This window comes from Mesorhizobium sp. B2-3-2 (assembly GCF_006442295.1).
Taxonomy (GTDB): Bacteria; Pseudomonadota; Alphaproteobacteria; order Rhizobiales; family Rhizobiaceae; genus Mesorhizobium.
The window spans coordinates 185848-211457 of sequence record NZ_VFWA01000001.1 but is presented as its reverse complement, the minus strand read 5'-3'; the positions used below and the strand labels follow the sequence as shown (position 1 = coordinate 211457).

General features: G+C 63.7%; 21 protein-coding genes. 10 read left to right on the top strand and 11 right to left on the bottom strand.

All coding sequences use genetic code 11. The features are described 5' to 3' along the window. Positions 1-122: 122 nt before the first annotated feature. The gene (tpiA, locus tag FJ964_RS00995; protein ID WP_140548403.1) at positions 123-890 is read right to left on the bottom strand and encodes a triose-phosphate isomerase; all 768 of its coding nucleotides are present in this window, start codon (positions 888-890) and stop codon (positions 123-125) included. A 142-nt stretch (positions 891-1032) separates the two neighbouring features. Here tpiA and FJ964_RS00990 point away from each other — a divergent pair, with 142 nt between their 5' ends. Genes FJ964_RS00990 through glp form a run of 5 tightly spaced genes read left to right on the top strand, consistent with a single transcriptional unit; the run spans position 1033 to position 6457 of the window. Continuing rightward, entirely contained in the window at positions 1033-2925 is a 1893-nt protein-coding gene (locus tag FJ964_RS00990; protein WP_140548401.1) for a SurA N-terminal domain-containing protein, read from the top strand. After that, entirely contained in the window at positions 2922-3932 is a 1011-nt protein-coding gene (trpD, locus tag FJ964_RS00985; protein ID WP_140548399.1) for an anthranilate phosphoribosyltransferase, read from the top strand. The genes FJ964_RS00990 and trpD overlap by 4 nt, the downstream gene beginning before the upstream one ends. Positions 3933-3936: 4 nt before the next feature. Beyond that, a complete protein-coding gene (trpC, locus tag FJ964_RS00980; protein ID WP_140548397.1) occupies positions 3937-4749 on the top strand; it encodes an indole-3-glycerol phosphate synthase TrpC in 813 nt (270 codons plus the stop codon). A 2-nt stretch (positions 4750-4751) separates the two neighbouring features. Continuing rightward, the gene (gene moaC / locus FJ964_RS00975; protein ID WP_140548395.1) at positions 4752-5252 is read left to right on the top strand and encodes a cyclic pyranopterin monophosphate synthase MoaC; all 501 of its coding nucleotides are present in this window, start codon (positions 4752-4754) and stop codon (positions 5250-5252) included. After that, entirely contained in the window at positions 5252-6457 is a 1206-nt protein-coding gene (glp, locus tag FJ964_RS00970; RefSeq protein ID WP_140548393.1) for a gephyrin-like molybdotransferase Glp, read from the top strand. Before moaC ends, glp begins: the two co-directional genes overlap by 1 nt. A 36-nt stretch (positions 6458-6493) precedes the next feature. Here the strand turns inward: glp and FJ964_RS00965 are convergent, their stop codons facing one another. After that, positions 6494-7333: an alpha/beta hydrolase gene (locus FJ964_RS00965; RefSeq protein WP_140548391.1), complete on the bottom strand. Its 840-nt coding sequence runs from the start codon at positions 7331-7333 to the stop codon at positions 6494-6496. Between the two features lie 166 nt (positions 7334-7499). Between FJ964_RS00965 and FJ964_RS00960 the strand changes: the two genes are divergently transcribed. Together FJ964_RS00960 and kynA are read left to right on the top strand one after the other, a co-directional pair. Beyond that, entirely contained in the window at positions 7500-9125 is a 1626-nt protein-coding gene (locus tag FJ964_RS00960) for an AMP-binding protein (protein WP_140548389.1), read from the top strand. Next, positions 9122-9958, top strand: coding sequence for a tryptophan 2,3-dioxygenase (kynA, locus tag FJ964_RS00955; protein WP_140548387.1), 837 nt, complete (start codon positions 9122-9124; stop codon positions 9956-9958). The genes FJ964_RS00960 and kynA overlap by 4 nt, the downstream gene beginning before the upstream one ends. A gap of 63 nt (positions 9959-10021) precedes the next feature. Here the strand turns inward: kynA and kynU are convergent, their stop codons facing one another. After that, positions 10022-11269 (bottom strand): kynureninase, encoded by a 1248-nt coding sequence (gene kynU, locus FJ964_RS00950; RefSeq protein WP_140548385.1) that lies wholly within the window; start codon positions 11267-11269, stop codon positions 10022-10024. Between the two features lie 2 nt (positions 11270-11271). Beyond that, complete coding sequence (locus FJ964_RS00945) at positions 11272-11943, bottom strand: TetR/AcrR family transcriptional regulator (RefSeq protein WP_140548383.1); 672 nt, start codon at positions 11941-11943, stop codon at positions 11272-11274. A gap of 465 nt (positions 11944-12408) precedes the next feature. Between FJ964_RS00945 and lexA the strand changes: the two genes are divergently transcribed. Continuing rightward, the gene (gene lexA / locus FJ964_RS00940; RefSeq protein WP_140548381.1) at positions 12409-13149 is read left to right on the top strand and encodes a transcriptional repressor LexA; all 741 of its coding nucleotides are present in this window, start codon (positions 12409-12411) and stop codon (positions 13147-13149) included. Here the strand turns inward: lexA and FJ964_RS00935 are convergent. Continuing rightward, positions 13143-15593 carry a ComEC/Rec2 family competence protein gene (locus FJ964_RS00935; protein ID WP_140548379.1) on the bottom strand — a complete coding sequence of 817 codons (2451 nt, stop codon included), beginning with the start codon at positions 15591-15593 and terminating at the stop codon, positions 13143-13145. The two genes, lexA and FJ964_RS00935, sit on opposite strands and share 7 nt — an antisense overlap. A 103-nt stretch (positions 15594-15696) precedes the next feature. Between FJ964_RS00935 and gltX the strand changes: the two genes are divergently transcribed. Further along, positions 15697-17121: a glutamate--tRNA ligase gene (gene gltX, locus FJ964_RS00930; RefSeq protein WP_140548377.1), complete on the top strand. Its 1425-nt coding sequence runs from the start codon at positions 15697-15699 to the stop codon at positions 17119-17121. A 182-nt stretch (positions 17122-17303) separates the two neighbouring features. Then, positions 17304-18632 (top strand): citrate synthase, encoded by a 1329-nt coding sequence (gene gltA, locus FJ964_RS00925; protein WP_140498678.1) that lies wholly within the window; start codon positions 17304-17306, stop codon positions 18630-18632. Between the two features lie 73 nt (positions 18633-18705). Here gltA and lpxB read toward each other — a convergent pair whose 3' ends face one another. The 6 genes from lpxB to bamA all read right to left on the bottom strand — a co-directional run bounded on the left by lpxB (position 18706) and on the right by bamA (position 25578). Further along, positions 18706-19884 carry a lipid-A-disaccharide synthase gene (lpxB, locus tag FJ964_RS00920; RefSeq protein WP_140548375.1) on the bottom strand — a complete coding sequence of 393 codons (1179 nt, stop codon included), beginning with the start codon at positions 19882-19884 and terminating at the stop codon, positions 18706-18708. Next, on the bottom strand, positions 19877-20791 hold the full coding sequence (locus FJ964_RS00915) for an LpxI family protein (RefSeq protein ID WP_140548373.1): 915 nt from the start codon (positions 20789-20791) through the stop codon (positions 19877-19879). The genes lpxB and FJ964_RS00915 overlap by 8 nt, the downstream gene beginning before the upstream one ends. Continuing rightward, positions 20763-21596: an acyl-ACP--UDP-N-acetylglucosamine O-acyltransferase gene (lpxA, locus tag FJ964_RS00910; RefSeq protein WP_140548371.1), complete on the bottom strand. Its 834-nt coding sequence runs from the start codon at positions 21594-21596 to the stop codon at positions 20763-20765. Before lpxA ends, FJ964_RS00915 begins: the two co-directional genes overlap by 29 nt. 14 nt (positions 21597-21610) lie before the next feature. Then, positions 21611-22078: a 3-hydroxyacyl-ACP dehydratase FabZ gene (gene fabZ / locus FJ964_RS00905; protein ID WP_140548369.1), complete on the bottom strand. Its 468-nt coding sequence runs from the start codon at positions 22076-22078 to the stop codon at positions 21611-21613. Then, complete coding sequence (gene lpxD, locus FJ964_RS00900) at positions 22071-23129, bottom strand: UDP-3-O-(3-hydroxymyristoyl)glucosamine N-acyltransferase (protein WP_140548367.1); 1059 nt, start codon at positions 23127-23129, stop codon at positions 22071-22073. Before lpxD ends, fabZ begins: the two co-directional genes overlap by 8 nt. Before the next feature lie 76 nt (positions 23130-23205). Further along, the gene (bamA, locus tag FJ964_RS00895; protein WP_140548365.1) at positions 23206-25578 is read right to left on the bottom strand and encodes an outer membrane protein assembly factor BamA; all 2373 of its coding nucleotides are present in this window, start codon (positions 25576-25578) and stop codon (positions 23206-23208) included. Positions 25579-25610: the final 32 nt, after the last annotated feature.

The window sequence follows — 25610 nt, the reverse complement described above, 5'->3', positions numbered from 1 at the left end:
GGAGGCGGCTCAATACAATGCTTTCACGGCATTTCCAAGCCCGTGGCCGGAATATGGGAAGCAAGGCGTCCTTTACAACGATTTCCCGTGCGCCGCGGCAGCTTCGGCGCCGCGCGAAGTCATCAAGAGATGCTGCGATAGGCTTCCGCGATGCCCAGGAAGTCGGCCGCTTTCAGGCTGGCGCCGCCGACCAGCGCGCCGTCGACATTCCTGACCCCAAGCAGTTCCACTGCATTGGAGGGCTTGACCGACCCGCCATAGAGAATGCGCATCTTGCCTGCGGCGGTGCCGAGCTTGTCCGACAGTTTTTCGCGAATATGCGCATGCGCCTCGGCTACATCCGCGACGGTCGGCGTCAGGCCGGTGCCGATCGCCCACACCGGCTCATAGGCAACGATCGTGTTGGACGCGGTGGCGCTTGCCGGCACCGAACCCGCAACCTGGCGTGACAACACGTCCAGCGTCGCGCCCGCTTCGCGCTCCTGTCGCGTCTCGCCGATGCAGACAATGGCCACAAGCCCGGCGCGCCAGGCTGCGGAGGCCTTGGCCTGGACTGTGGCATCATCCTCGCCGCGCTGTTCGCGGCATTCGGAATGGCCGACGATGACGTGGGTCGCGCCCGCATCCTTCAGCATCTCCGCGGAGATGCACCCGGTATAGGCGCCGCTCTCCTTGGCGTGGCAATCCTCACCGCCGGCATGAACCGGCGTACGCGACAGAATCTCGGCGGCATAGGCGAGCAAGGTCGCGGGAACGCAGACCAGCGCCTCGGTATCTGCGTCGAGCCCGCTCATGAAACCGTTGCCGATCATCCTGAGTTCGTTGAGCGAGGCCCTGGTACCGTTCATTTTCCAGTTGCCTGCGACGAGCGGGCGAATTCCTGGCGTCATCGTTTGCTTCTCCGGGTGACATTCGGCTGGCGTTCTCACTACCAAAATCAAGCCACAAAGCAATCGACAGTGGACCGGAAGGGCGCTATTGCGCTTGTTTCAGACTCGGCGCATCCGAAATGCGCATAAATCGGAAGTAACGATGCTTGGTATATTGAGAAGCGCGGCGGGCACCTGGGTCGCGAAGTTACTGCTTTCGCTGCTGGTGGTCAGTTTTGCGGTCTGGGGCGTATCGGGACGGCTGATGGGTGGTCTTGCCGGCCACGACTCCGTCATCACGGCTGGCGGCACCAAGGTGTCGATCAACGAATACCGCCTTGCCTATGACCGCCAGCTCGCCGTCATGTCGCAGCAGTTCGGCCAACGCCTCACCCACGAACAGGCAAAGGCGCTCGGCGTCGACAACCAGGTGTTGGCGCAGCTTGTTTCGGGCGCGGTCCTCGACGAACAGGCTCGCAAGCTCGGCCTTGGCCTGTCCAAGGACCGGCTGGCCGAACTCACCCGCGAGGATCCGGCGTTCAAGGGCCCCGGCGGACAGTTCGACCGGAGAGCCTTCGAATACAGACTGCGTGAGGTCGGCATGCGCCCGGAGGATTATTTGAAGAATCGGGCCCAGGTCGCGGTGCGCCAGCAGATCGTCGAGGCGGTTTCGGACGGCCTCAAGGCGCCTGACACCTTCTTCAAGGCGGTGGCCCTGTACCGTGGCGAGGATCGTACGGTCGACTATCTGACCTTGCCGAAGGCGCTGGTCGAACCCATCGAGGCGCCGAGCGACAGCGCGCTGCAGGCCTATTTCGAGGCCAACAAGAAGACCTATGCCGCGCCCGAATACCGCAAGTTTTCCTATGTCAGGCTCGAGCCGCAGGACATCATGGATACGAGCTCGGTGACCGACGCCCAGGTCAGCGACGACTACAACAAGAACAAGGCGCGCTACACCACTCCGGAGATGCGCACCATAGAGCAGCTTGTGTTCAAGACGCCAGACGAGGCCAAGGCCGCGCTCGATTCCTTGAAGTCCGGCGCAACCTTCGACAAGCTCGTCACTGCGGAAGGCAAGACCCCGGCCGACACGCTGCTCGGAACGCTCGCCAAGGACAAGATCGCCGACAAGGCGGTCGCCGACGCTGCTTTTGCGCTCAACGTCAATGAGGTGAGCCCTGTCGTGCAGGGTGCCTTCGGTCCCGTGCTGCTGCGCGTCACCGAGATCAAGCCCGAAGTCGTGAAGCCGCTGGCCGAAGTGTCGGACCAGATCCGCAAGGACCTGGCGCTGGGCGAGGCAAGCCGCATCCTTCTGGACGTGCACGACAATTACGAGGACAGTCGCGCCGCCGGCAGTTCGCTGGCTGACGCTGCCGCCAAGCTGAAGCTGAAGGTCGTCACCGTCGACGCGATCGATCGCAGTGGCCTGCGGCCCGATGGCTCCATCGTCAAGGACCTGCCGGAATCGCCTGCTCTGATCAAGGCCGCCTTCGAAGCCGAACCGAATACCGAAAACGAGGCGCTGACCACGGCCGATAACGGCTTCATTTTCTATGAAGTGGCTTCGATCACGCCGGCCCGCGACCGCACGCTGGACGAAGTTCGCCAGAAAGTCGTTGCCGACTGGACTGCGGCCGAGACGGCCAAGCGGTTGACCGCCAAGGCGCAGGAGCTGGAAAAGCGGCTCAAGGCCGGCGCAACGCTCGACGTCATCGCCGGCGAGCTCAAGCTGGAAAAGCAGACCAAGCGTGGCCTGAAGCGCGAGGCCGACGACGCCGATTTCGGCAAGGAAGGTGCAGCGGTGATGTTCGGCGTCGGCGAAGGCGGCACCGGCCTGATCCCCTCTCCCACCAGCGACGCGCAAATCCTGTTCAAGGTCGCCGAGGTGTTCGAACCCGCCGGGGCCGACGCCAGTTCGGTGCCCGAGGACGCGCGCAAGTCCTTCACCGCCGGCATGTCGGACGACCTGCTCGACCAGTTGGTAGCGCAGTTGCAGACGCAGTACGGCGTCCGCGTCGACCAGGCCGCCGTTGCCCAAGCCTCGACAAGATGAGCGCGCTGAAAACCCATATCGCCAAGGTCGCGACCGGCACCGCCCTGTCCTTCGACGAGGCGCGCGAGGCCTTCGACATCATCATGTCGGGCGATGCTACGCCCGGTCAGATCGGCGGCTTCCTGATGGCGTTGCGTGTGCGCGGCGAGACGGTGGACGAGATTTCGGGCGCCGTCGCCACCATGCGCGCCAAGATGCTTCGCGTCGACGCACCTGTCGGCGCCATCGACATCGTTGGCACCGGCGGCGACAATTCGCACTCCGTCAACATCTCGACGGCATCCGCTTTCGTCATCGCCGCCAGCGGGGTTCCGGTCGCCAAGCATGGCAATCGCGGGTTGTCTTCGCTGACCGGTGCGGCCGACGTCCTGACCGCGCTCGGCGTCAAGATCGATCTCACGCCGCAGGCCATCGGCCGCTGCATCCACGAGGCCGGTGTCGGCTTCATGTTCGCGCCGGCACATCACCCGGCGATGAAGCATGTCGGCCCGACCCGCGTGGAGCTCGGCACCAGGACCATCTTCAACCTGCTCGGTCCGCTCTCCAATCCGGCCGACGTGCGCCGGCAGATGGTCGGCGTGTTCATGCCGGAATGGATCATGCCGGTGGCCGAGACGCTGAAGGCATTGGGCACCGAGCATGCCTGGGTCGTTCATGGTGACGGCTACGACGAGATCACCACCACGGGCGAAACGCATGTCGCCGAACTGATCGGCGGCGAGATCCGCACCTTCACCTTGACGCCCGAAACGGTTGGTCTGGCCCGTCACACCAAGGAAGAACTGCGCGGCGGCGACGCTGCCTACAACGCCGAGGCGTTGCGCGCTATGTTGGGTGGCGCCGTGGGCGCTTTTCGCGACACCGTGCTGATGAACGCCGGTGGCGGCTTGGTGGTGGCTGGCAAGGCGACGACGCTCGCCGACGGCATGGCGACGGCGGTGCAAGCCATCGACAGCGGTCGGGCGCTGCAGGTTCTCGACCGGCTGGTCGAGATTTCGAACGGTTAGACAGATGTCGGACATCCTGCGCAAGATCGAGGCCTACAAGCGCGACGAGATCGCGACGGCCAAGGCGCGCGTGCCGCTGGCCGAGATCAAGGCGCGGGCGAAAGACACTGACGCGCCGCGCGGCTTTCTCGCGGCACTTGAGGCGAAGCGCAGGTCCGGCGGCTTCGCTCTGATCGCCGAGATCAAGAAGGCAAGCCCGTCCAAGGGCTTGATCCGCGCCGACTTCGATCCGCCAGCGCTCGCGCGGGCCTATGCAAAGGGCGGCGCCGCCTGTCTTTCGGTGCTGACCGACGCACCGTCCTTCCAAGGCGCGCCGGAATTTCTCACCAAGGCAAGAGCCGCCGTCACCCTGCCCGCGCTGCGTAAGGATTTTCTGTTCGATCCTTATCAGGTCCATGAAGCTCGCGCCTGGGGGGCGGACGCCATCCTGATCATCATGGCCAGCGTCGATGACGATTTGGCGAGCGAGCTTGAAGCGACGGCATTCGAACTCGGCATGGATGCGCTGATCGAGGTCCACGACGAGGCCGAGACGGAGCGCGCACTGAAGCTGTCGTCGCAATTAATCGGCATCAACAACCGTAATCTGCGAACATTCGAGACCCGTCTCGAAACCTCGGAACGACTGCGGGCGATGGTGCCGGGCGGTTACTTGCTGGTCAGCGAAAGCGGCATCTTCTCTCATGACGACTGCCTCAGATTGCAAAAGAGCGACATCGGCACCTTCCTGGTCGGCGAAAGTTTGATGCGCCAGCAAGATGTGACCGCCGCAACGCGCGCGTTGCTCACCGGCAAGGCAGCGGCCGAGGCTGTCTGACGATGACGGCCGCCCTCACCCATCTCGGCGCGCAGGGCCAGGCCAACATGGTCGATGTTGGCGGCAAGGAGGAAACGACGCGCACCGCTGTCGCCGAGGGTTTCGTCTCGATGCGGCCCGAGACGCTGAAGATGATCCTGGCCGGCAATGCCAAGAAAGGCGATGTGCTGGGCACCGCGCGCATAGCCGGCATCATGGCGGCGAAGAAGACGCATGAGCTGATCCCGCTCTGCCATCCGCTGCTCTTGACCAGGGTCTCCGTCGACATTGAGCCCGATCCTGCCCTGCCCGGACTGAAGATCACCGCGCTGGCGCGCGTCACCGGCAAGACCGGCGTCGAAATGGAAGCGCTCACCGCGGCTTCGGTTGCCTGCCTGACCATTTACGACATGGCCAAGGCGGTCGACCGCGCCATGGTCATCACCGGCATCCGGTTGGTCGAAAAGACCGGTGGCAAATCGGGCGATTACAAAGCCGCTGGCGAAGATGGGGCGGTCGCCTGATGGCGCTGCTTCCGGTCGCAGCAGCGCTCGAACGCCTGCTGGAGGGTGCTGCGCCGCTTGCGAGCGAAAGTGTTTCGCTCCTCGAGGCCATGGATCGTGTTCTCGCGGAACCGGTGGTGGCGTTGCGCACCCAGCCGCCCTTCAACGCCTCTGCCATGGACGGATACGCGGTCCGCGCCATCGATGTCGCGTCCGTGCCGTCCCGGCTTTCGGTGATCGGCATGGCGGCGGCCGGGCGCGGCTTTGACGGCGCCGTCGGCAAGGCCCAGGCCGTGCGCATCTTCACCGGTGCTCCGCTGCCGCAAGGCGCAGACACCATCGTCATCCAGGAAAATGTTCGTGACCTCGGCGGCGGCAGCATCGAGGTGGTCGAACCGACGGCCGAGGGTCGCAACATCCGCCGCTTCGGGCTCGATTTCTCCGAAGGCGACATCCTGCTGGAAAAAGGCCGCGTGCTCGATCCGGCAGCACTGTCGCTTGTCGCCTCGGCCAACCATCCCCGGGTGGGCGTCGTAAAGCGACCGCTGGTTGCCATCATCGCCACCGGCGATGAGCTGCTGCCGCCCGGCAGCGAACTCGGCCCCGACCAGATCATTTCGTCAAACGCCTATGGCGTCGCCGCCGCCGCGCAATCGGTCGGTGCGCATGCGCTTGATCTCGGCATTGCTGCCGATCGTGAGGAAGCCATCGCGGCGCTGGTCAGGAAAGCGGTCGCGGCCGGCGCTGATGTCATCGTCACGCTCGGCGGCGCCTCGGTCGGCGACCACGATCTGATCCATGACGTGCTGACCGGCGAAGGCATGACGCTCGGTTTCTGGAAGATCGCCATGCGTCCCGGCAAGCCGCTGATGTTCGGCCGCCTCGGCGACATCAGGTGCATCGGCCTGCCCGGCAATCCGGTGGCGAGCCTCGTCTGCTCGCAACTGTTCCTGAAACCGCTTCTGGCACGCCTCGGCGGCCGCAATTTCCGGCAAGATATCCGTCAGGCACGGCTGGGCGCCGCGATGCAGGCCAATGATCTGCGCCAGGACTATGTGCGGGCGGTGGTCAGGCAAGAGGCCGGCATGCTGGTGGCAACCCCTTTCAGCATCCAGGATTCCTCGATGCTGAGGATGCTGGCCGACGCCAACGGACTGATCGTGCGCGAACCATTTGTATCCACCGCGGCTGCAGGAGACGCTTGCAGCGTTCTCATGCTGAGGTGAATATTCCCCACATAACTCGCTGATTCTAGCGACAAATCAGATCGTTGACTCCGCTAGCAAAGCTCGTGTCAGCGGATGCGCCGGATCGGCCAGGCCTTCGACAATGTCGTAATGATGTCGGTCCGGCTCGACCACCGCGCTCGTGACGGCACCAAGCCCTGTCCAGATATTGGCCAGCAAGGCGTTCTGGCGCAAGAACTCGGACCGCTCGCCGCCTCCGGCCCAGCACGTGATGCGCGCGCCATCCATGGGCCGCAGCAGCGCCGGACTTTCCGTCAGCGCCTCGGCTTCATCGATTTTCAGCGCCGCGTTCATGCCGGTGCGCATGAGCGGACGCAGGTCGTGCAGGCCTGAAATCGAAACGACGTGGCGTACGCGCCTTGCCACGTCGGCTGCCAGGGGCGTGGACGTCGTCGCCATGCGGCTGGCGAGATGGCCGCCGGCCGAATGCCCGGTCAGCATAAGCGGTCCCCCGACCATCGCCGCCGCCGTGCCGATCGCCGCGCCGATCTCGTGGGAGATGCCGGCGATGCGTATGTCGGGGCAGAGCGTATAGGACGGCATCGCCACGGCAAAGCCGCTGTCAACCGAGCCCCTGGCGAGATGCGACCAGGTATCCTTGTCGGACTCCAGCCAGTAGCCGCCATGAATGAACACGACGAGCCCCTTGGGCATGGCGGCGGGAAGGAAGAGATCGAGCCGGTTGCGCGGCCTGTCGCCATAGGCGATATCGAGCTGAGCCCTGCCCTTTGCCGCAAGCGCATCGCGAAATGCCTGCGCTGGTTCGACCCATGCAGCCGGCCAGCGATCGCTGCCGGCGATGTTGGCGCCATTGGCGTAGGCATTGTCCCAATCGGCAATGCGATGTTCGAGCATCGGCACCCTCCCCCGGACGGCATCGTTTCAGCGCTAGCAATGGCCATCGACAGCGGCAACGTCAATGCTCCCAGAGCAAAACATTTTAGGCTTGAAACAAATTTCGACTGGTGCGATCCTGTGCCCTGTTCAGCGATGGGCGTGAGGCAGACAGGGGCAGCCGAAAATGCTTGGGCCATCAGCGCATATCGATACCTTCACGCGCGATAACCTGCCGCCGCCCGACCAGTGGCCGGACTTCCTGCTCGACGGCTTCGACTATCCCGAGCGGCTCAATGCCGGCGTCGAACTGACCGACAGGCTGGTCGAGAAAGGCCTCGGCGACCACACCGCGCTGATCGGCAATGGCCGCCGCCGCACCTACAAGGAATTGTCCGACTGGACGAACAGGCTGGCGCATGCGCTGGTCGAGAATTACGGCGTCAAGCCAGGCAACCGGGTGCTGATCCGCTCGGCCAACAACCCCGCAATGGTGGCCTGCTGGCTGGCCGCCACCAAGGTCGGCGCCGTCGTGGTCAACACCATGCCGATGCTGCGCGCCGGCGAACTGGCCAAGATCGTCGACAAGGCCGAAATCACCACAGCGCTGTGCGACACCAGGCTGATGGACGAGATGACCGCCTGCGCCAAGGACAGCGCGTTCCTCAAGCAGGTCATCGGTTTCGACGGTACTGCCAACCACGATGCCGAACTCGATCGCGCAGCCCTCGACAAACCCGTGACATTTGCCGCGGTGCAGACCGGGCGCGACGACGTCGCCCTGCTCGGCTTCACCTCGGGCACGACGGGCGTGCCGAAGGCGACGATGCATTTTCACCGCGACCTCCTGATCATCGCCGACGCCTACGCCCGCGAGATCCTGCAGGTGAAGCCGGACGACATCTTCGTTGGCTCGCCGCCGCTGGCCTTCACCTTCGGCCTTGGCGGGCTCGCCATCTTCCCGCTGCGTTTCGGCGCCGCGGCGACGCTGCTGGAACAGGCCACGCCGCCCAACATGGTCCACATCATCGAAAGCTACAAAGCGACGATCTCCTTCACCGCGCCCACCGCCTATCGCGCAATGCTCAAGGCCATGGACGAAGGGGCCGATTTATCGTCGCTGCGGGTCGCGGTTTCAGCCGGCGAGACCTTGCCCGCGCCGGTCTTCGAGGAATGGACTGAGAAGACCGGCAAGCCGATCCTCGACGGCATCGGCGCCACGGAAATGCTGCATATTTTCATCTCCAACCGCTTTGACGACATGAAGCCCGCTTCCACCGGCAAGGCCGTTGGCGGCTATCAGGCGCGCATCGTCGACGACGAAATGCGTGAAGTGCCGCGCGGCACCGCAGGCAGGCTCGCGGTGCGGGGACCGACCGGCTGCCGTTATATGGCCGATGCCAGGCAGAGCGACTATGTCCGCGACGGGTGGAACCTCACCGGTGACACGTTCTGGCAGGACGAGGACGGTTTCTTCCACTTCGCCGCGCGCTCCGACGACATGATCGTCAGTGCCGGCTACAACATCGCCGGCCCCGAGGTCGAAGCGGCGCTGCTGGCGCATGCCGATGTCGCCGAATGCGCGGTGGTCGGAGCCGAGGATGCCGAACGCGGCCAGATCGTGGAAGCGCATGTCGTGCTCGTGCAAGGCGTGGCGCCGGACGCGCTGACCGTCAAGCGCCTGCAGGACCACGTCAAGGCCACGATCGCGCCCTACAAATACCCGCGCTCGGTAAAATTCATCGCCGCTTTGCCCAAGACGCAAACCGGCAAGATCCAGCGCTTCCGGCTGCGCGCGGAGAAGATCAATTGAGCAAGCCCTACGACCCTTCCACCGAGGGCGCGGAAATGTCGTTCAAGGAGCGCATGTCCTACGGCGACTATCTGCATCTGGAAAAGGTGCTCGAGGCGCAGCAGCCGCTTTCGTCAGCCCATGACGAGATGCTGTTCATCATCCAGCACCAGACATCGGAACTCTGGATGAAGCTCGCGCTGCACGAAATCGGCGCCGCAATCCGCTCCATCCGCGCCGACCGTCTCGAACCGAGCTTCAAGATGCTTTCGCGCGTCGCGCGCATCTTCGAGCAGCTCAACAATGCCTGGGACGTGCTGCGCACGATGACGCCCAGCGAATACACCGAATTCCGCGATGCGCTCGGCCAGTCCTCGGGCTTCCAGTCCTGGCAATACCGCGCCATCGAATTCATGGCCGGCAACCGCAACCTCGCAATGCTCGGGCCGCACAAGCATCGGCCGGACCTCAGCGAGAAACTGGAGGCGATCCTGGCGCAGCCGTCGCTCTACGACGAGGCGCTGCTGCTGCTCGCCCGCAACGGCTTCGACATCGGCGCCGACGCAAGGCGCACGGACTGGCGCGAAACGCGGACCGAGAACGAAGAGGTCCTGGTCGCCTGGCAGACCATTTACCGCGACCCGCAGCGTTACTGGATGTTCTACGAACTCGCCGAGAAGCTGGTCGACTTCGAGGATTATTTCCGCCGCTGGCGCTTCAACCACGTCACCACGGTCGAGCGCATCATCGGCATGAAGCGCGGCACCGGCGGCACATCGGGCGCGTCCTATCTGAAGAAGATGCTGGAGGTCGAGTTGTTCCCGGAGCTGTGGAAGGTTCGCACCCGGCTCTGACGTAGCTTTGCCGAGTGCATATCGTTATCTCGAAACCGCTGCGCTTTTCTGAGCGACAGGCTCTTAAGTTACCGCCGCCTTGACGGCGAAACGCGCCTCCTGCCAGGCGTCCGTGCGCAAAATGTCTTCCAGCACCTCGACCGCCTGCCAGACATCGACATAGCCGACATAAAGCGGCGTGAAGCCGAAGCGAATTGTGGATGGCGCGCGGAAATCGCCGATCACGCCGCGCTCGATCAGGGCCCGCATCACCTGATAGCCATGCGGGTGGAGGAACGACACCTGGCTGCCGCGCTCATTGCCGTCGCGCGGGCTTTCGAGTTCGAGGCCGTAGACGCCGCATTTTGCCTCGACGAGCTGGATGAACAGATCGGTCAATGCGATGCTCTTCCTGCGCACCTCTGCCATGTCGACGTCGTTCCAGACATCGAGCGCCCCTTTGAGCGCGCGCATCGACAGGACAGGCTGCGTGCCGCACAGAAACCGGCGGATGCCTGTGCCGGCAGCAAAACCCTGTTCGAAGGCGAAAGGCCGCGCATGGCCCCACCAGCCGCTGAGCGGCTGGCGGACATCGCGATGGTGGCGCTCGGCCGCGTAGATGAAGGCCGGGGCACCCGGGCCGCCATTGAGATATTTGTAGGTGCAGCCGACGGCGAAATCTGCGTTCGAACGGTCGAGCTCGACCGGCAGGGCGCCGGCGGTATGGCAGAGATCCCAGACGATCAGCGCGCCGGCATCATGCGCCCTGCGCGTCAGCGCGGCCATGTCGCGCAGCTGCCCGGATTTGTAGTTGACGTGGTTGACCAGGATGACCGCGACCTGCTCGTCGATCAGTTCTTCTATGGTCGGCGCATCGACGCCCTCGAGCCGCAGCACCGTGCCCGGCCGCGTCGAGGCAACGCCCTCGGCCATATAGAGATCGGTCGGAAAGCTGTCCCCCTCGGCGACGATGACCGACCTGTCCGGCCGCATCCCGAGTGACGCATGCAGCACCTTGTAGATGTTGATCGAGGTGGTATCGCAGACCACCGTCTGGCCGGCGGCGGCCCCGATCAGGCGCCCGAGCTGGTCGCCGAGTTCGACCGGCATGTCGAACCAGCCGGCGGTGTTCCAGGCGCGGATCAGATCCTGCGCCCACTCCTGCGTGGCGGCCTGCTGCAGCTCGCCGAACACGGCGGGCGAAGCGGCGCCGAGCGAATTGCCGTCGAGATAGATCACCCCTTGAGGCAAGGTGAAGCGGTCACGCATGGCACGCAGCGGATCCGCGGTGTCCATTGCCTCGATCGCTGCGAGATCGGGAATTTTGCTCATGGTCACGATGTTCCTCGGTGAGAAGAGCGCCCCGGAAACGGGCCGGCCGTTTTGCCGCCGGGGCAAGGGCTGGCCGCATAGAGGCGCAAAAACAGGGTGAACGCCCGGTTCGATCTTTGCTCGATTTCCGGCCGAGGCAACTCCTCGAGCACCCCGACGATCCGGCGAACCTGGAGATCGCCGATCAAAAGCCGGACGTAGATGTCGGCGGCTTCGGCAGGATCGTCACAGGCGATCAGGCCGACCCGACTTGCGGTTCGAAGCAGGTCGCCAACAAGCGGCATTATGGTATTGCGGCCGAATTGCGCGATCGACTGGCCAAGCGTGCCTGTATCGTTGACGTCGCCGGCTGCGGCGCGATTGAGCGCCACCGCCTTGTCGCCCGTCACAAGGGTCAGCAGGACTGGCCCGAGCAAGTTCAGGGTTTCGAGAGGATCGCGCGCCTGGCGAAGGGCGTCCTCCAGCAGCTTCCTTGCTTCTCCCGCATTGGCTTCGATCAGGGATCGAAACAGGACCTGCTTGTTGCCGTACCAGTTGTAGAGGGTTTCGTTCGAGGCCGATGCCCGCTTGGCGATGGCAAGCAGGGAGGCGCTTTTGTAGCCGGTTTCCCGGAGCACCGCATAGGCGGCCTCCTCTATCCGTTCACGTCGCGCGGCCTGCTTCGGCGTGGTCATTGGTGTCCCTCTTCGAAAACCGTACATTGTTATACGGTTTAGTCAAGCGAGCCGGAAGCAAGGAGCGAACGAACGCAGCCCGTCGCATTCGGTGATGCCTGGCCGCTTTCCGGCAGGAAGTTGGCTTTTTGGTTTCGTTTCGTTCACGAGCCGCGGAGATTTTGATCCGCCCCAAAAGGCAGCCGGCACCTGCCGGCCACACGGTTTGCAGGCTTGTACCAAGAGTGGAGATCGGCCGGGCCACAGGCCATTAACCAAAATAGTTTCAAAGAGGCTGAGAGCGCATTGACGACAGACCGCGCTGGCAGGATGCTGGCTGCGGGAGGGCCTTTCGTTTCCGCCGCCTTAACAAATTCATTAAACTTTAAATGGTTGCGGAACACAACTGGAACAGATAGTGTTTGTTCTGGGTTTGTTTTCTGATTCTGGTTCCAGACCCTTCGTGCAATGCCTTTGGGGGCCGCCATGCTCACGCGCAAGCAACATGAACTCTTGATGTTCATCCATGAACGGCTGAAGGAAAGCGGCATTCCGCCGTCCTTCGACGAGATGAAGGAAGCGCTGGACCTCGCCTCCAAGTCGGGAATTCATCGGCTGATCACGGCTTTGGAGGAGCGCGGCTTCATTCGCCGCCTGCCGAACCGGGCGCGCGCGCTGGAGGTGCTGCGCCTGCCGGATTCGATCGCGCCGGGTCTTAACGCGGCAAAGAAGTTCTCTCCGAGCGTCATCCAGGGCAGCCTTGGACAGGGCGGCCTTAACAGGCAGATCAAGCCGGCGGCGCCCTCGCGCCTGCCCGCCGCCGGCAATGACGACGACGCGGTTTCAGCGGTTTCGATCCCGGTCATGGGCCGTATCGCGGCCGGCGTGCCGATCGACGCTATCCAGCATCAGACGCATTCCATCTCGGTGCCGCCGGACATGATCATGGGCGGCGAGCATTATGCGCTGGAGGTCAAGGGCGATTCGATGATCGAGGCCGGCATCTTCGACGGCGATACGGTCATCATCCGCAACGCCGACACCGCAAGTCCCGGCGAGATTGTCGTGGCCCTGGTCGACGAGGAGGAAGCGACGCTGAAGCGCTTCCGTCGCAAGGGCGCCTCGATTGCGCTCGAGGCTGCCAATCCGGCTTATGAAACACGTATTTTCGGACCGGACAGGGTCAAGGTGCAAGGCAAGCTGGTCGGACTGATCAGGCGCTACTGAGCGGGTTCGGCGTTGGGCTTTTCGGGTTTGCGGTAGGGCGGCAGTCCCCGTGCCTCGCGCGAGAATTTTCGCTGTTCGTGCCAGGGGCGATATGGCCTGTCGACGGCAAAGCTGGCCTGGGCCGGTGCCGTCGCCGATTGCTGGTCGAAGAAGACGGCGGCACTTCCGTTCCGAGCGAGCTGCCGCTTGGTGATGACGAGAACCAGCGGATTGTGGCAGGGGTCGTAGCCCCGGGGGTCGTCGATGACGATCAGATCCGCATAGGCGCAGGCCCTCCAGGCATCCTTGCGATCCTCCACCTGCGCGATGATCGCCCCGGAGGGATGCCGGGCCATGCACAGGCCGGTGAAGCAATAGAAAGGCGCTCCCGCCGGAAGTTGCGCAGGATCGAAGATGTCGAACTGTCGGTCTCCGCTGTCGAACAGCTCCGGCGCAACTATGGTTTCGGATTTCAGCGCGCGTTTCCAGTTGTCGACGGTGAATTCGTTCGGGCGCGCCCGGTTGATCGCGAGCTCGCCGCCGCCGATCGGCAGCGCCACCAGGCGGGCATCCTCCGAAATCAGCACGTCCGGCGTGCGCGTGTCCGAAACGGTCAACAGGCCGGCGAGCGCGAAGGGAAGTGCCGCCAGCCGCAGCCATGTCGTGGCCATCGTCGCGATGACCAGGGCGATCGCGACCAGAAGGACGGATTGCTGCGAAATCAACCCGACCGCGTCGACCGGCGAGCGTTGCGAGATCCATCCCGATATGGCGATCATCATGGTCAGTCCCTTGCCCATCAGATAAAGGGATGGTCCATCGAACTCGAACGGCATCAGCAGCGCGCTGGCAACCGCAAGGAACATCACGACGGAAACGATCGGCATGACTGCAAGATTGGCGAACAGGCTGAGTGGTGAAACGCGCTGGAAATGCCAGATGGCGAAAAGCGCCGTGGCGCTTCCCGCGATGATCGAGGTCATCGCCAGCCCACCTGTCGCCAGCAGCAATTTTCGCGTCAGGAGGCCAGGCAAGGTCCGTTGCGGCGGCGGGGTCCGCGCTTTGTCGGCTTTGCGATCCGACCAGCCGGCATAGGCGCCGACCAGGGCCGCGGTGGCGGCGAACGACATTTGGAAGCTCGGCCCTACCACCTCGTGCGGCGACACCACGATGACGGCGATCGCCGAAATAGCCAGATTGCGCATGGTGAGTGCCGCCCGATCGAACAGGACGGCGATCAGCATCACCGCCAGCATGATGAAGCTGCGTTCGGCGGCAACGACGACGCCCGAAATGACGAGATAGGCGGCGATCGAGAAAAGTGCCGCCGCGGCCGCGTATTTCTTGACCGGCCGGCGGGAGGAAAAGTTCGGGAACAGCGCGAAGCCACCACGCAGCAGCCCCATGACGGTGCCGGCGACCAGCGCCATGTGCAGCCCGGAAATGGAGATGATGTGGTAGATGCCGGTGCGTCGCATCGCTTCGTTGATTTCGTCGGGAATCCCGGCGCGCACGCCCACGATCAGCGCCGCGGCGATCTCGCCCTCGGCGCCGCCGATGCTGTCCCTGATATGGTCGGCAATGCTTTCACGAGCACTCTCGATGGCGGCTGAAAGGGCGGCCCACAGCGGCCTATCATCGGCCGAGACGATCTTGGGATTTCCGAGAAAGAACCCGCTGGCACCGATGCCGGCGAAGTAGCTGTCGAAGGAAAAGTCGTAGCTGTCCGGCCGCACCGGCCCGGTCGGCGGCAACAGCTTGGCATAGCCGGTCACGAGCGAGCCGGCCGTCACCTCAGCCGGCACCTTGCGCGCCGAAAGGCGGACGCGCTCCGGCGCGTAGCGTAGTTTCGGCCGTGCGGTCGATGTCACGTCGATGGTCAGCCGGATGCGACCGGTCTCCATCTGGTCGACTGAAACGACGCGGCCGGTGATTTGCGTGGAGATTTCCGAGCCCAGCATCCGCGTTCCCGCCCGCCAGGTCTCGACTTTGCCGGCGAGCATGCCGAGCGCGCACAACAGCGCCGCCATGAAGCACAGATGGGTTTTCGACCATGAGCGCGAAACGAGCGCGCACAGCGCCATCAGGATCGCGATCGCGAGAGGCTTGGCAAAGCCCGGCTCCGCCGCCAGCGAAAAATAGGCCACCGATCCGCATGCCAGGAACACCGGTATCAGCAGGAAGGCTACGCCCCGATCGAGTTCGAGCTCGGCGGCTCTGGCCACTCCGTTGCGCAGGCGAGGCCATGAAGCACGACCGAACTCCCGGCGCAGGCGCGAGGCCGCGCGGACAGCAGGGACGCCAGGCGGCGCGGAAACATCCGGCGGCAGCGACTTGCCCGGCTGCTGCAAGGGCGGCGGCGCCAGCGGCAATGAGACCGGCGCGGGCATGGCAAAAAGCGAGCGTTCGCTGACGCCAGCAACGACGTCGTCGCCTTCCTCCGCGGCCCGGCCCGCTCCAGCCATCGGGTCTGCCCCTTGCGCCCTCGACACCCTATGCTACATGAACGCGCGGCGCGCGAAAGTGCGCGTGATCCGCACCCCACTCCAGACGTTTCCCGAGAGTTGTATGTCCGACAAGGTTGTCACCCGTTTTGCCCCCTCGCCCACCGGCTACCTGCACATTGGCGGCGCGCGTACGGCGCTGTTCAACTGGCTCTATGCCAGGCACACCGGCGGTACGATGCTGCTGCGCATCGAGGACACCGACCGCGAGCGCTCCACCGATGCGGCAACGGCCGCCATTCTCGATGGGCTGACCTGGCTCGGCCTCTCCTGGGATGGCGGGGCGGTGTCGCAGTTCGAGCGCGCGCCGCGCCATCGCGAGGTGGCCGAGGAGCTGGTGCGCATGGGCAAGGCTTACTACAGCTACGAGACCCCCGCTGAGCTTGAGGCAATGCGCGAGGCGGCGCGGGCCAAGGGCCTGCCACCGCGCTATGACGGAAGCTGGCGTGACCGCGACCCTTCGCAGGCGCCTCCCGGCGTCAAGGGCGCGATCCGCATCAAGGCGCCGACCAAGGGCGAGACGGTGGTGCATGACCGTGTCCAGGGCGACGTGCGCTTTCCCAACAAGGATCTGGACGACTTCATCATCCTGCGCTCGGACGGCAATCCGACCTACATGCATGCCGTCGTCGTCGACGACCACGACATGGGCGTCACCCACATCATCCGCGGCGACGACCACCTCACCAATGCCGCTCGCCAGACCGTGATCTACAACGCCATGGGCTGGGATGTGCCTTCAATGTCGCACATACCGCTGATCCACGGCGCCGACGGCGCCAAGCTGTCGAAGCGGCACGGCGCGCTGGGCGTGGAGGCCTACCGCGCCATGGGCTACCTGCCCGAAGCGCTGCTGAACTATCTGGCTCGGCTCGGCTGGAGCCACGGCGACGACGAGATCATGTCGATCCAGGACATGATCGCCTGGTTCGATATCGGCGACGTGAATAAGGGCGCCGCCCGCTTCGATTTCGCCAAGCTCGAGGCGCTGAACGGCGTCCATATGCGCCGCATGGGCGATGCCGAGCTGTTCGACATCTTCATCGCCACCCTGCCCTATCTCGAAGGCGGCCCGGCGATGGCCGCACGCCTCGACGACAGGAACAGGGCGCAGTTGCTGGCAGCGCTGCCGGGGCTGAAGGAGCGCGCCAAGACGCTGGTCGAACTCGTCGATGGCGCCGCCTTCCTGTTTGCCGCGCGGCCGTTGCCGATCGACGAAAAGGCAGCCCTGCTGCTCAATGACGATGCGCGCAAGGTCCTGCGTGGCGCTCACGACGCCCTCAAGGCGGTTTCAGGCGACTGGACCGCGGCCTCGGCTGAAGCCGCGATCCGCGACTATGCGACGGCCGGCGGCCACAAGCTCGGCGCCGTCGCCCAGCCCTTGCGCGCCGCCCTGACCGGCAAGAGCACCTCACCCGGCGTGTTCGACGTTCTCGCCGTGCTTGGTCGCGAGGAGAGCTTGGCGCGCATCGCGGATCAAATCGATTAGGAGCAATCTGGCCCAAGAAGATTGGCATTGAAAGGCGCGTTTCGCAGTGCAACATTGGGCCTTGGCCCAATCTGGCACGCACCCCCTAAAATGCGGTCGCGAATACGCGCATTCGGTGACTTCGACGTGTCGCTTTGCAGAATTTGCCTTTGCCGGCATGAGGAAACAAGAAGGAGTTTGCAATGACCGAAGCTGCGACAAGACGGGAACTGGGCGGCAAGACCCAGGAAGCCACCGCAAAGCTGGAATTCGCCGGCAAGACGCACGAATTCAAGGTGCGAAGTGGTTCGGTCGGGCCTGACGTCATCGACATCGCCACGCTCTACAGCACCACCGGTGCCTTCACCTACGATCCCGGCTTCACTTCGACGGCAAGCTGCGAGTCCGAGATCACGTTCATCGATGGCGACGCCGGCATCCTCCTGCATCGCGGCTATCCGATCGACCAGTTGGCCGAACATGGCGACTTCCTGGAAGTCTGTTATCTCCTGCTCTACGGCGAACTGCCGACCAAGGCGCAGAAGGACGATTTCGACTACCGCGTGACGCGCCATACCATGGTGCATGAGCAGATGTCGCGCTTCTTCACCGGTTTCCGCCGCGACGCGCATCCGATGGCGGTGATGTGCGGCGTGGTCGGCGCGCTGTCGGCCTTCTATCACGACTCCACCGACATATCCGACCCGTACCAGCGCATGGTGGCGTCGATGCGGCTGATCGCCAAGATGCCGACGATCGCGGCCATGGCCTACAAATACCATATCGGCCAGCCCTTCATTTATCCGAAGAACGAACTGAATTTCGCCGCCAACTTCCTGCACATGTGCTTTGCCGTGCCGTGCGAGGAATACAAGATCAACCCGGTCCTGGCGCGCGCCATGGAACGCATCTTCATCTTGCACGCCGACCACGAGCAGAACGCCTCGACTTCGACCGTGCGGCTCGCCGGCTCGTCGGGCGCCAATCCGTTTGCCTGCATCGCCGCCGGCATCGCCTGCCTGTGGGGTCCGGCGCATGGCGGCGCCAACGAAGCGGCGCTGAACATGCTGGGCGAGATCGGCCATGTCGATCACATTCCCGAATTCATCGCCCGCGCCAAGGACAAGGACGATCCGTTCCGGCTGATGGGTTTTGGCCACCGTGTCTACAAGAACTACGATCCGCGCGCCAAGATCATGCAGAAGACCGCGCACGAAGTGCTGGGCGAGCTCGGCATCAAGGACGATCCGCTGCTCGACATCGCCATGGAACTGGAGAAGATCGCACTCACCGATCCCTACTTCATCGAGAAGAAGCTCTATCCCAATGTCGACTTCTACTCCGGCATCACGCTGAAGGCGCTGGGCTTCCCCACCACCATGTTCACCGTGCTGTTCGCCGTTGCCCGCACCGTCGGCTGGATCGCGCAGTGGAAGGAGATGATCGAGGATCCGCGCCAGAAGATCGGCCGCCCGCGCCAGCTCTATACCGGCGCGCCCGAGCGAGACTATGTGCCGATCGCGAAGCGGTAAAATAAGGCAGTAGTGAGTAGTCAGTAGTCAGTAGGGAAAAGAGCGGCATTTCCTACTCACTACTCACTACTCACTACTCAGTACTCACTCCTTTGATATACCTCATCACCACTTGCGCGGCGATGTCGCCTGACGGCTTGGCGGTTGTCATGCGCCGCGCGATCTCGGCGAACCCGTCCTTCTGCCATCTGCGCATGCCTGTGTCGGCGAACAGCGCTTCGAGCTGGCGGGCCAGATTGTTCGGCTTGACATACTCGTTGTAGAATTCCGGGATCAGCGCCCGATCCGATATCAGATTGGGCAGCAGCGCCGACCAGACCGAAACGAGATATGGCGCCACGATGCGCGCAACAGGGTCAAGCCGGTAGCAGGAGATCATCGGCACATCGGACAGCGCCAATTCAAGCGAAACCGTGCCGGACGCGATCAGCGCCGCGTCGGCCTTGCCGAAGGCCTGCCACTTTCGCTCAGCGTCGAGGATGATCTCGGGCTTCTCGTCCCAGCGAGCGACCGCGGAGCGCACGACATCGGCGACATGCGGCACGGTCGGCAACATCAGCCGCAGGCGATGCCCGCGTGCCCGCAGCATCGACACGGTCTCCCCAAACGGCTCGAGCAGCCGCCGCACTTCGCTGCGTCGCGAGCCGGGCAGGACGAGCAGCGTCTTCAGGCGATCCGGCGAAAGGTCCCGCGGTTGGGCCTGTGTCCTGGCCGCCGACAGCACGCCCGCGTCATGGGTGAGGCGATGTCCGACATAGGTGCCTGGCGGTCCGCCGAGCCTGCCTAGCTCCTTCACCTCGAACGGCAGGATGCAGAGGATGTGGTCGACATAGGGCTTCATCGCCACCGCCCTGCCCGGCCGCCATGCCCAGACGCTGGGGCAGACATAGTGGATGATCGGGATGGACGGGTTGGCCGCGCGCACTTTCCTGGCCACGCGCAGCGAAAAGTCGGGACTATCGATGGTGATGAGGCAGTCGGGTTTCTCATCCGCGACCATCCTGGCCAGCTGTCCGATCCGCCACATCAGCCTTGGCAGGTCGCGCAGGATGGCGCTGAAGCCCATGAGCGCGATCTCGCCGGCGTCGAACGGCGAGACCAGCCCGAGCGCCTGCAGATGGCGGCCGCCGAGACCGACGATCTGCACCTCGCGGCCCGTCGACTGCTTGATCGAGCGCACGATGTCGGCGCCAAGCAGGTCGCCGGATTCCTCGCCGGCCACGATTGCGATCTTCAGCGCCTTGTCAGCCATGCGCCGGCTCCGCCGCTGGCAGCCCGACGATGAACAGGCCGAGCGCGTTCGCCCGCGACAGCGTTGCGGGTCCCTCCAGGATCAGCGAGCGCCCCGCTTCGATGGCAATGCCGGCAAGCCCCGCCGCATGGGCTGCTTCCACCGTCTGCGGTCCGATCGACGGCAGGTCGGCCCGCAGCTCCTGGCCGGGTTTGGCGCATTTGACCAGCACCCCGCGGGTCTTTCCGGCAAGCCTGCCATGGCCACGCAGCGCGCGCGCTCTTTCGAGCAGGCCGCTCGTGCCCTCAATGCCTTCCAGCGCGATCGCCCGGCCTCCGATCGCAATCGCCGCCTGCCCGATATCGAGCGCGCCGATGGCCTTGGCGGCCAGCCTGGCCGCCTCGATGTCACGCCAGTCGGATTGCTTTGGTTTCGCCGCGGTCAACGTGCCTTCGCCGGCCGCCAGTTCGGGAACGACCTCATGCGCGCCGACAACTTTGATGCCCCGCTTCTCCAGGCCGCGTGTCACCACCTTCAAAAGTCCGTCGTCGCCGCGCGCCAGCGCCATGATCACCGACGGCACGATCGCCAGCAAGCCGAGGCTAGGACGGATGTCGGTCAGCCGGGGCCTGCGTTTGATTTCGCCGGCAAGGACCACATGAGTTATGCCGTGGCGCTTCAGCGTCGCCACCAGTGAACCGATCTGCTCGAGGGCGAGGCTGTCGTGCTCGTATCGGAGCAACTCCTGCTGGCGGTCGGCCTCACCTTCCATCAAGAGGATGAAGGGCGGGTAGCCATGCCCGGCCAGTCCTTGCGCGACTTCCACTGGCAGGCTGCCGCCGCCGGCGACGATGCCGACCCTGGCTCCCGGCGAGAGAACGAAATCCGCTGCAGCCGCCTCAGTCTTCGTCATCGCCGTCATCGCCATCGCTCCCCTTGAGCGATGGCACAGCATAGTGCCGCTTGCCGCGACTGGAGATGAAATCGATGATCTTCATGGCGGTCGGTGACGTGGCGAATTCCGCCTTGGCGAGTTCGATGTTCTCGCCGACGGTGCGCGAGCGGTCGAATATTGTCTTATAGACCCTGCGCAGCAGATAGATCTCGGATCTTGGCAGGCCGGAGCGCTTGAGCCCGATGATGTTGAGGCCGCGCAGGCTGGCCCGATTTCCCGCCGCCATGGCATAGGGAATGACATCACCAACAAAAGCCGAGCACCCGCCAAGAAAAGCGTTGTCGCCTACCCGCACGAATTGATGAACGGCGCTGAGACCGCCGATATAGACGTTGTCGCCGATTTCGCAGTGTCCGCCCAGCGTCGCGCCGTTGGCGAAGGTGGCGTTCTTGCCGACGACGCAGTCATGGGCGATGTGGGCGTAGGCGAGAAAATTACCATTGTCGCCGACCGTCGTTTCGCCGCGGCTGGTATCGGTGCCGACATGCATGGTCACGCCTTCGCGAATGGTGCAATTCTCGCCAATGACGAGCGTGGTGCGGCCCCCCTTATGCTTGGTGTTCTGCGGCGGCCCCCCCAGTATCGCCATCGGATAGACCTTGGTCGACGCGCCGATCGTCGTCGCGCCGATCACCGAGACATGGCTGACCAGTTCGACGCCGTCGCCGATCACGGCATCTGCGCCGACATAGCAGAGCGGTCCTATGCGAACGCCCTGGCCGATTTGAGCGCCTTCCTCCACGACGGAAGAAGGATGGATGGATGTGTTGATTTTCATAAGCATTCGATTTGTCAGTCGCCGGTGACCATCATGGCTGAAATCTCGGCCTCGGCGGCCTTGTTGCCGTCGACCAGGGCTTCACAGGCGAATTTGAGCAGGTTGCCGCGTTTCTTGATTTTCTTGACATGGATCTTCAACTGATCGCCGGGAACGACCGGTTTGCGGAACTTGGCGTTGTCGATGGTCAGGAAATAGACCAGCGACGGCTTTTCAGTGCGAAGACTGCGGATGCAGATGGCGCCGGCAGTCTGTGCCATCGCCTCGACGATGAGCACGCCCGGCATGACCGGCTGCTCAGGGAAATGACCCTGAAAATGCGGCTCGTTTATGGTCACGTTCTTGATGCCGGTAGCGGATTCGTCGCCATCGATGTCGACGATCCGGTCGATCATCAGGAACGGATAGCGATGCGGCAGGAGCTTCATCAGCGCCAATATATCGACTGCTTCCAGCGTCGTCGCCGCGGTCATGTCAGCCATTGCTCCCCTCGCCCTGTTTGCGGGTCCTGGCGAGCTTGCGCAGCATGGCTATCTCGCGCATGGCTTCCGCCATCGGCTGTGCCGGATAGCCGCCCCAGATCTCGCCCGCGGGCACATTGCTCATGAATCCGCTTCTCGCGGCAAGCTTCGCTCCCGACCCGATGGTCAGGTGGTCCGCAAGCCCGACGCCGCCGCCCATGGTGACATTGTCGCCCACGACGACGGAGCCGGAGATACCCGAAAGCCCGGCCACGATGCAGTTGCGGCCAATGCGGACGTTATGCGCGATCTGCACGAGATTGTCGATCTTGGTGCCTTGGCCGATGATCGTGTCGGACATGGCGCCGCGGTCGACGGTGGAATTGGAACCGATCTCGACGTCGTCCTGGATGATGACGCGGCCGATCTGCGGAACACGTTCCGGCCCCTTGGCACCGGCAACGAAGCCAAAGCCGTCCTGGCCGATCCGGGCGCCGCCATGGATGATGACGCGGTTGCCGATCAAGGCATACTGGACGCTGGCGCCTGGGCCGATATAGCCGTCCCGCCCGATCTGGCAGGAACGGCCGATGACGGCATGAGGCGCAATGACGGTGCCGGCGCCAATGGACACTGCCGGACCGATCACCGCCCCGGCTTCGACGACAGCACCTTCCTCGACATGTGCGCTCGGATCGACATGGGCATGCGGCGAGATGCCGGTTTCACCGGTCATCGGCCCCGGTGTCGCCGCTGTCGGAAACAGCAGTCGTCCGACCAGCGCGAATGCCTGTTGCGGACGGGGATGTACAAGGACTGCGATGGCGGCAGGCGCCTTGCCGGCGAACTCCGCCGGGCACAGCACAGCGGCCGCCCGCAGCGACGGCATCAGCACGGAATTGCGTTTGCCATCGACGAAAACGAGTGCATTCTCGCCGCCTTCGTTGGCAGGCGCCAGGGCGTCGATGAAAACGCCGGACTGGCCGGAATCGACAAGCACCGAGCCGGTCAGATTCGCGACTTCGCCCGCCGTATACCGGCGTGATGGCGCGAAGAACACCGGATCGGTCATTCCAGAAGCTATATCCAGCTAGATCGGAACATTTTCTCCCGGATCTCAACGACCCGGGAGCATCGGTATCCGCCGATCAGAAGCGGGTCGATATGCCGAAGTTGAATTCCTGCACGTCGTCCCTCGCTTCTTTCTTGACCGGGATCGCATAGTCGATACGGATCGGGCCGAACGGCGAAGCCCACATCAGGCCGACACCGACGGAGGCGCGCCATTTCATGCCCACGGATGATTGGTCAACCAAATCATTGGCAACCTTGCTGCCATAGAGTGTTGCCGCGTCTGCAAAGACCGCGCCGCGCAGACCGAAGCTTTCTGGAACGACCGGCAGCGGGAATTGAGCCTCTGCCGACGCGTTGAAATAAGTGGTGCCGCCAAGGTGGTCACCCGCACCGTCGCTGTCGACTGGGCCGATGCCGCCATAAGCGAAACCGCGGATCATGCGATCGGTGCTCTGGAAGTGATCGAAGATGCGGAGATCGCCGTCGCCGCCGTAGCCTTCGACATGGCCTGCGCCGCCCGAAATGAGGCCGACAAGATCGAACTGCTCGGACAGCGTCTGATAGACGCTGCCGCGTCCGGTGACCTTCACGAACTTGGCGTCGCCACCGAGGCCGGCCACTTCAACCGTGGAGGTGGCATAGATACCCTCATGCGGGTTCTTCATGTCGTCGATGGTGTTGTAGACCAGTCCCAGGCTGACCGACGACTTGATCCACGGGCTTTGCTCGATGCCATCCAACACGGCTCGGGAAATATCGCAGTTGCCGCTGGGATCTACATCGGTGGCATCGCAACCGTCGTCTACCTCATACTTCTCCCGGGAGATATTGTACGCCAGCTGGGTCGAGATGCTGTCGGTGATCGGCAGACCGAAGCGCACCGTCGCGCCCACAGTATCGCTGTCGTAGTCGTCGTATTCCCTGGTCCGCTTGTAGATATCGAAGCCGGCGGCGATACGACGCCCGAGGAAATACGGCTCGGTGAACGAAAGGCTGTAATCGCGCGAGTTCTTGCCGCCACCCGCCGACACCTTGATGAATTGGCCGCGGCCGAGGAAGTTGCGCTCGGTGATCGATCCTTCGACGGACGGACCGGCGGTGTCGCCCCCGGTCGAATAGCCGGCACCGACCGAGAACTCGCCGGTCGACTTTTCGACCACATCGACCACCAGCACGACCTGGTCCGGCGCCGAGCCGGGAACCGTCGAAACCTCGACTTTGTCAAAGTAATTGAGATCTTCCAGCCGCTTCTTCGCGCGCTGGATCAGCACCTGGTTGAACGCGTCGCCTTCGCTGACGTCGAACTCGCGGCGGATGACATAGTCGCGTGTGCGGTCGTTGCCGCGGATCTCGATACGCTCGACATAGGCCTTGGTGCCCTGGTCGATGGTGTAGACCACCGAAATCGTATGATTCTCGAAATTGCGGTCGCCACGCGGCGTCACCTGCGCGAAGGCGTAGCCAGAGCCGGCCACCTTCTCGGTCAGGGCAATGATGGTGTCCTCGACGTTCTTGGCGTTGTAGACGTCGCCCTTATGGGTCTCGACCACCGATTCAAGCGCCTTCGAGTCGACTTCCGGAATCGTGCTTTCGACGCTGATGTCGCCGAACGTATAACGCTCGCCTTCCTGGACGGTTATGGTGACCGTGTACTTGTTGGTCGCGTTGTCGAGTTCGCCGACAGCGGATACGACCTGGAAGTCGGCATAGCCGTGATTGTAGTAGAAGCGCCGCAGCAGCTCCTGGTCGGCGCGCAGCTTGTCGTCGTCATAGACGTCGTCGCGCAGGATGAACGAAACCCAGGACGAGCGCTTGGTCGAGATCACATCTGACAGGCGGCGGCTCGAATAGGCGCTGTTGCCGACGAAATTGATCGCTGCGATCTGCGTGCGATCACCTTCATTGATATGGAAGACCACGTTCACGCGGTTGTCGCCGAGCTGCATGACCTCGGTGGTTACGGCGGCATCGTCACGGCCGATACGCCTGTAGGCGGCCTTGACCGACTCTACATCGGCGTCGAGCGCCGCCTGCGAGAACGTGCCGCGCGGCTTCAACTGTACGGCAGCCGCAAGCGCGTTGTCCTTGAGCTTCTTGTTGCCCTGGAACAACACCTGGTTGACGACCTGGTACTCGGAAACCTTGACCACCAACGTCGAACCGACCTGATTGATCTGCACATCCGAGAACAGCCCGGTGCCGAACAGCGCCTTGACCGCGCTGTCGATATCGGAGCTGGAGAAGGATTTGCCCGGCTTGATGGTGATGTAATTGCGGATGGTATCGGCGTCGACACGTTGGTTGCCGCTCACCTCCACCCTGCTGACGACAGCGGCTTCGGCCGCCGATGTGGCAACGAACTGCACTGCGAGCGCACCTGGCACGACCAAAGCCGCGGACAGGGCTGCCGCGGAAGCGGCGCTCAAAAACTTGGATGCTGCCTTCATCGGGCTTAATAACCTTTTCTCGTAGTCCCCAC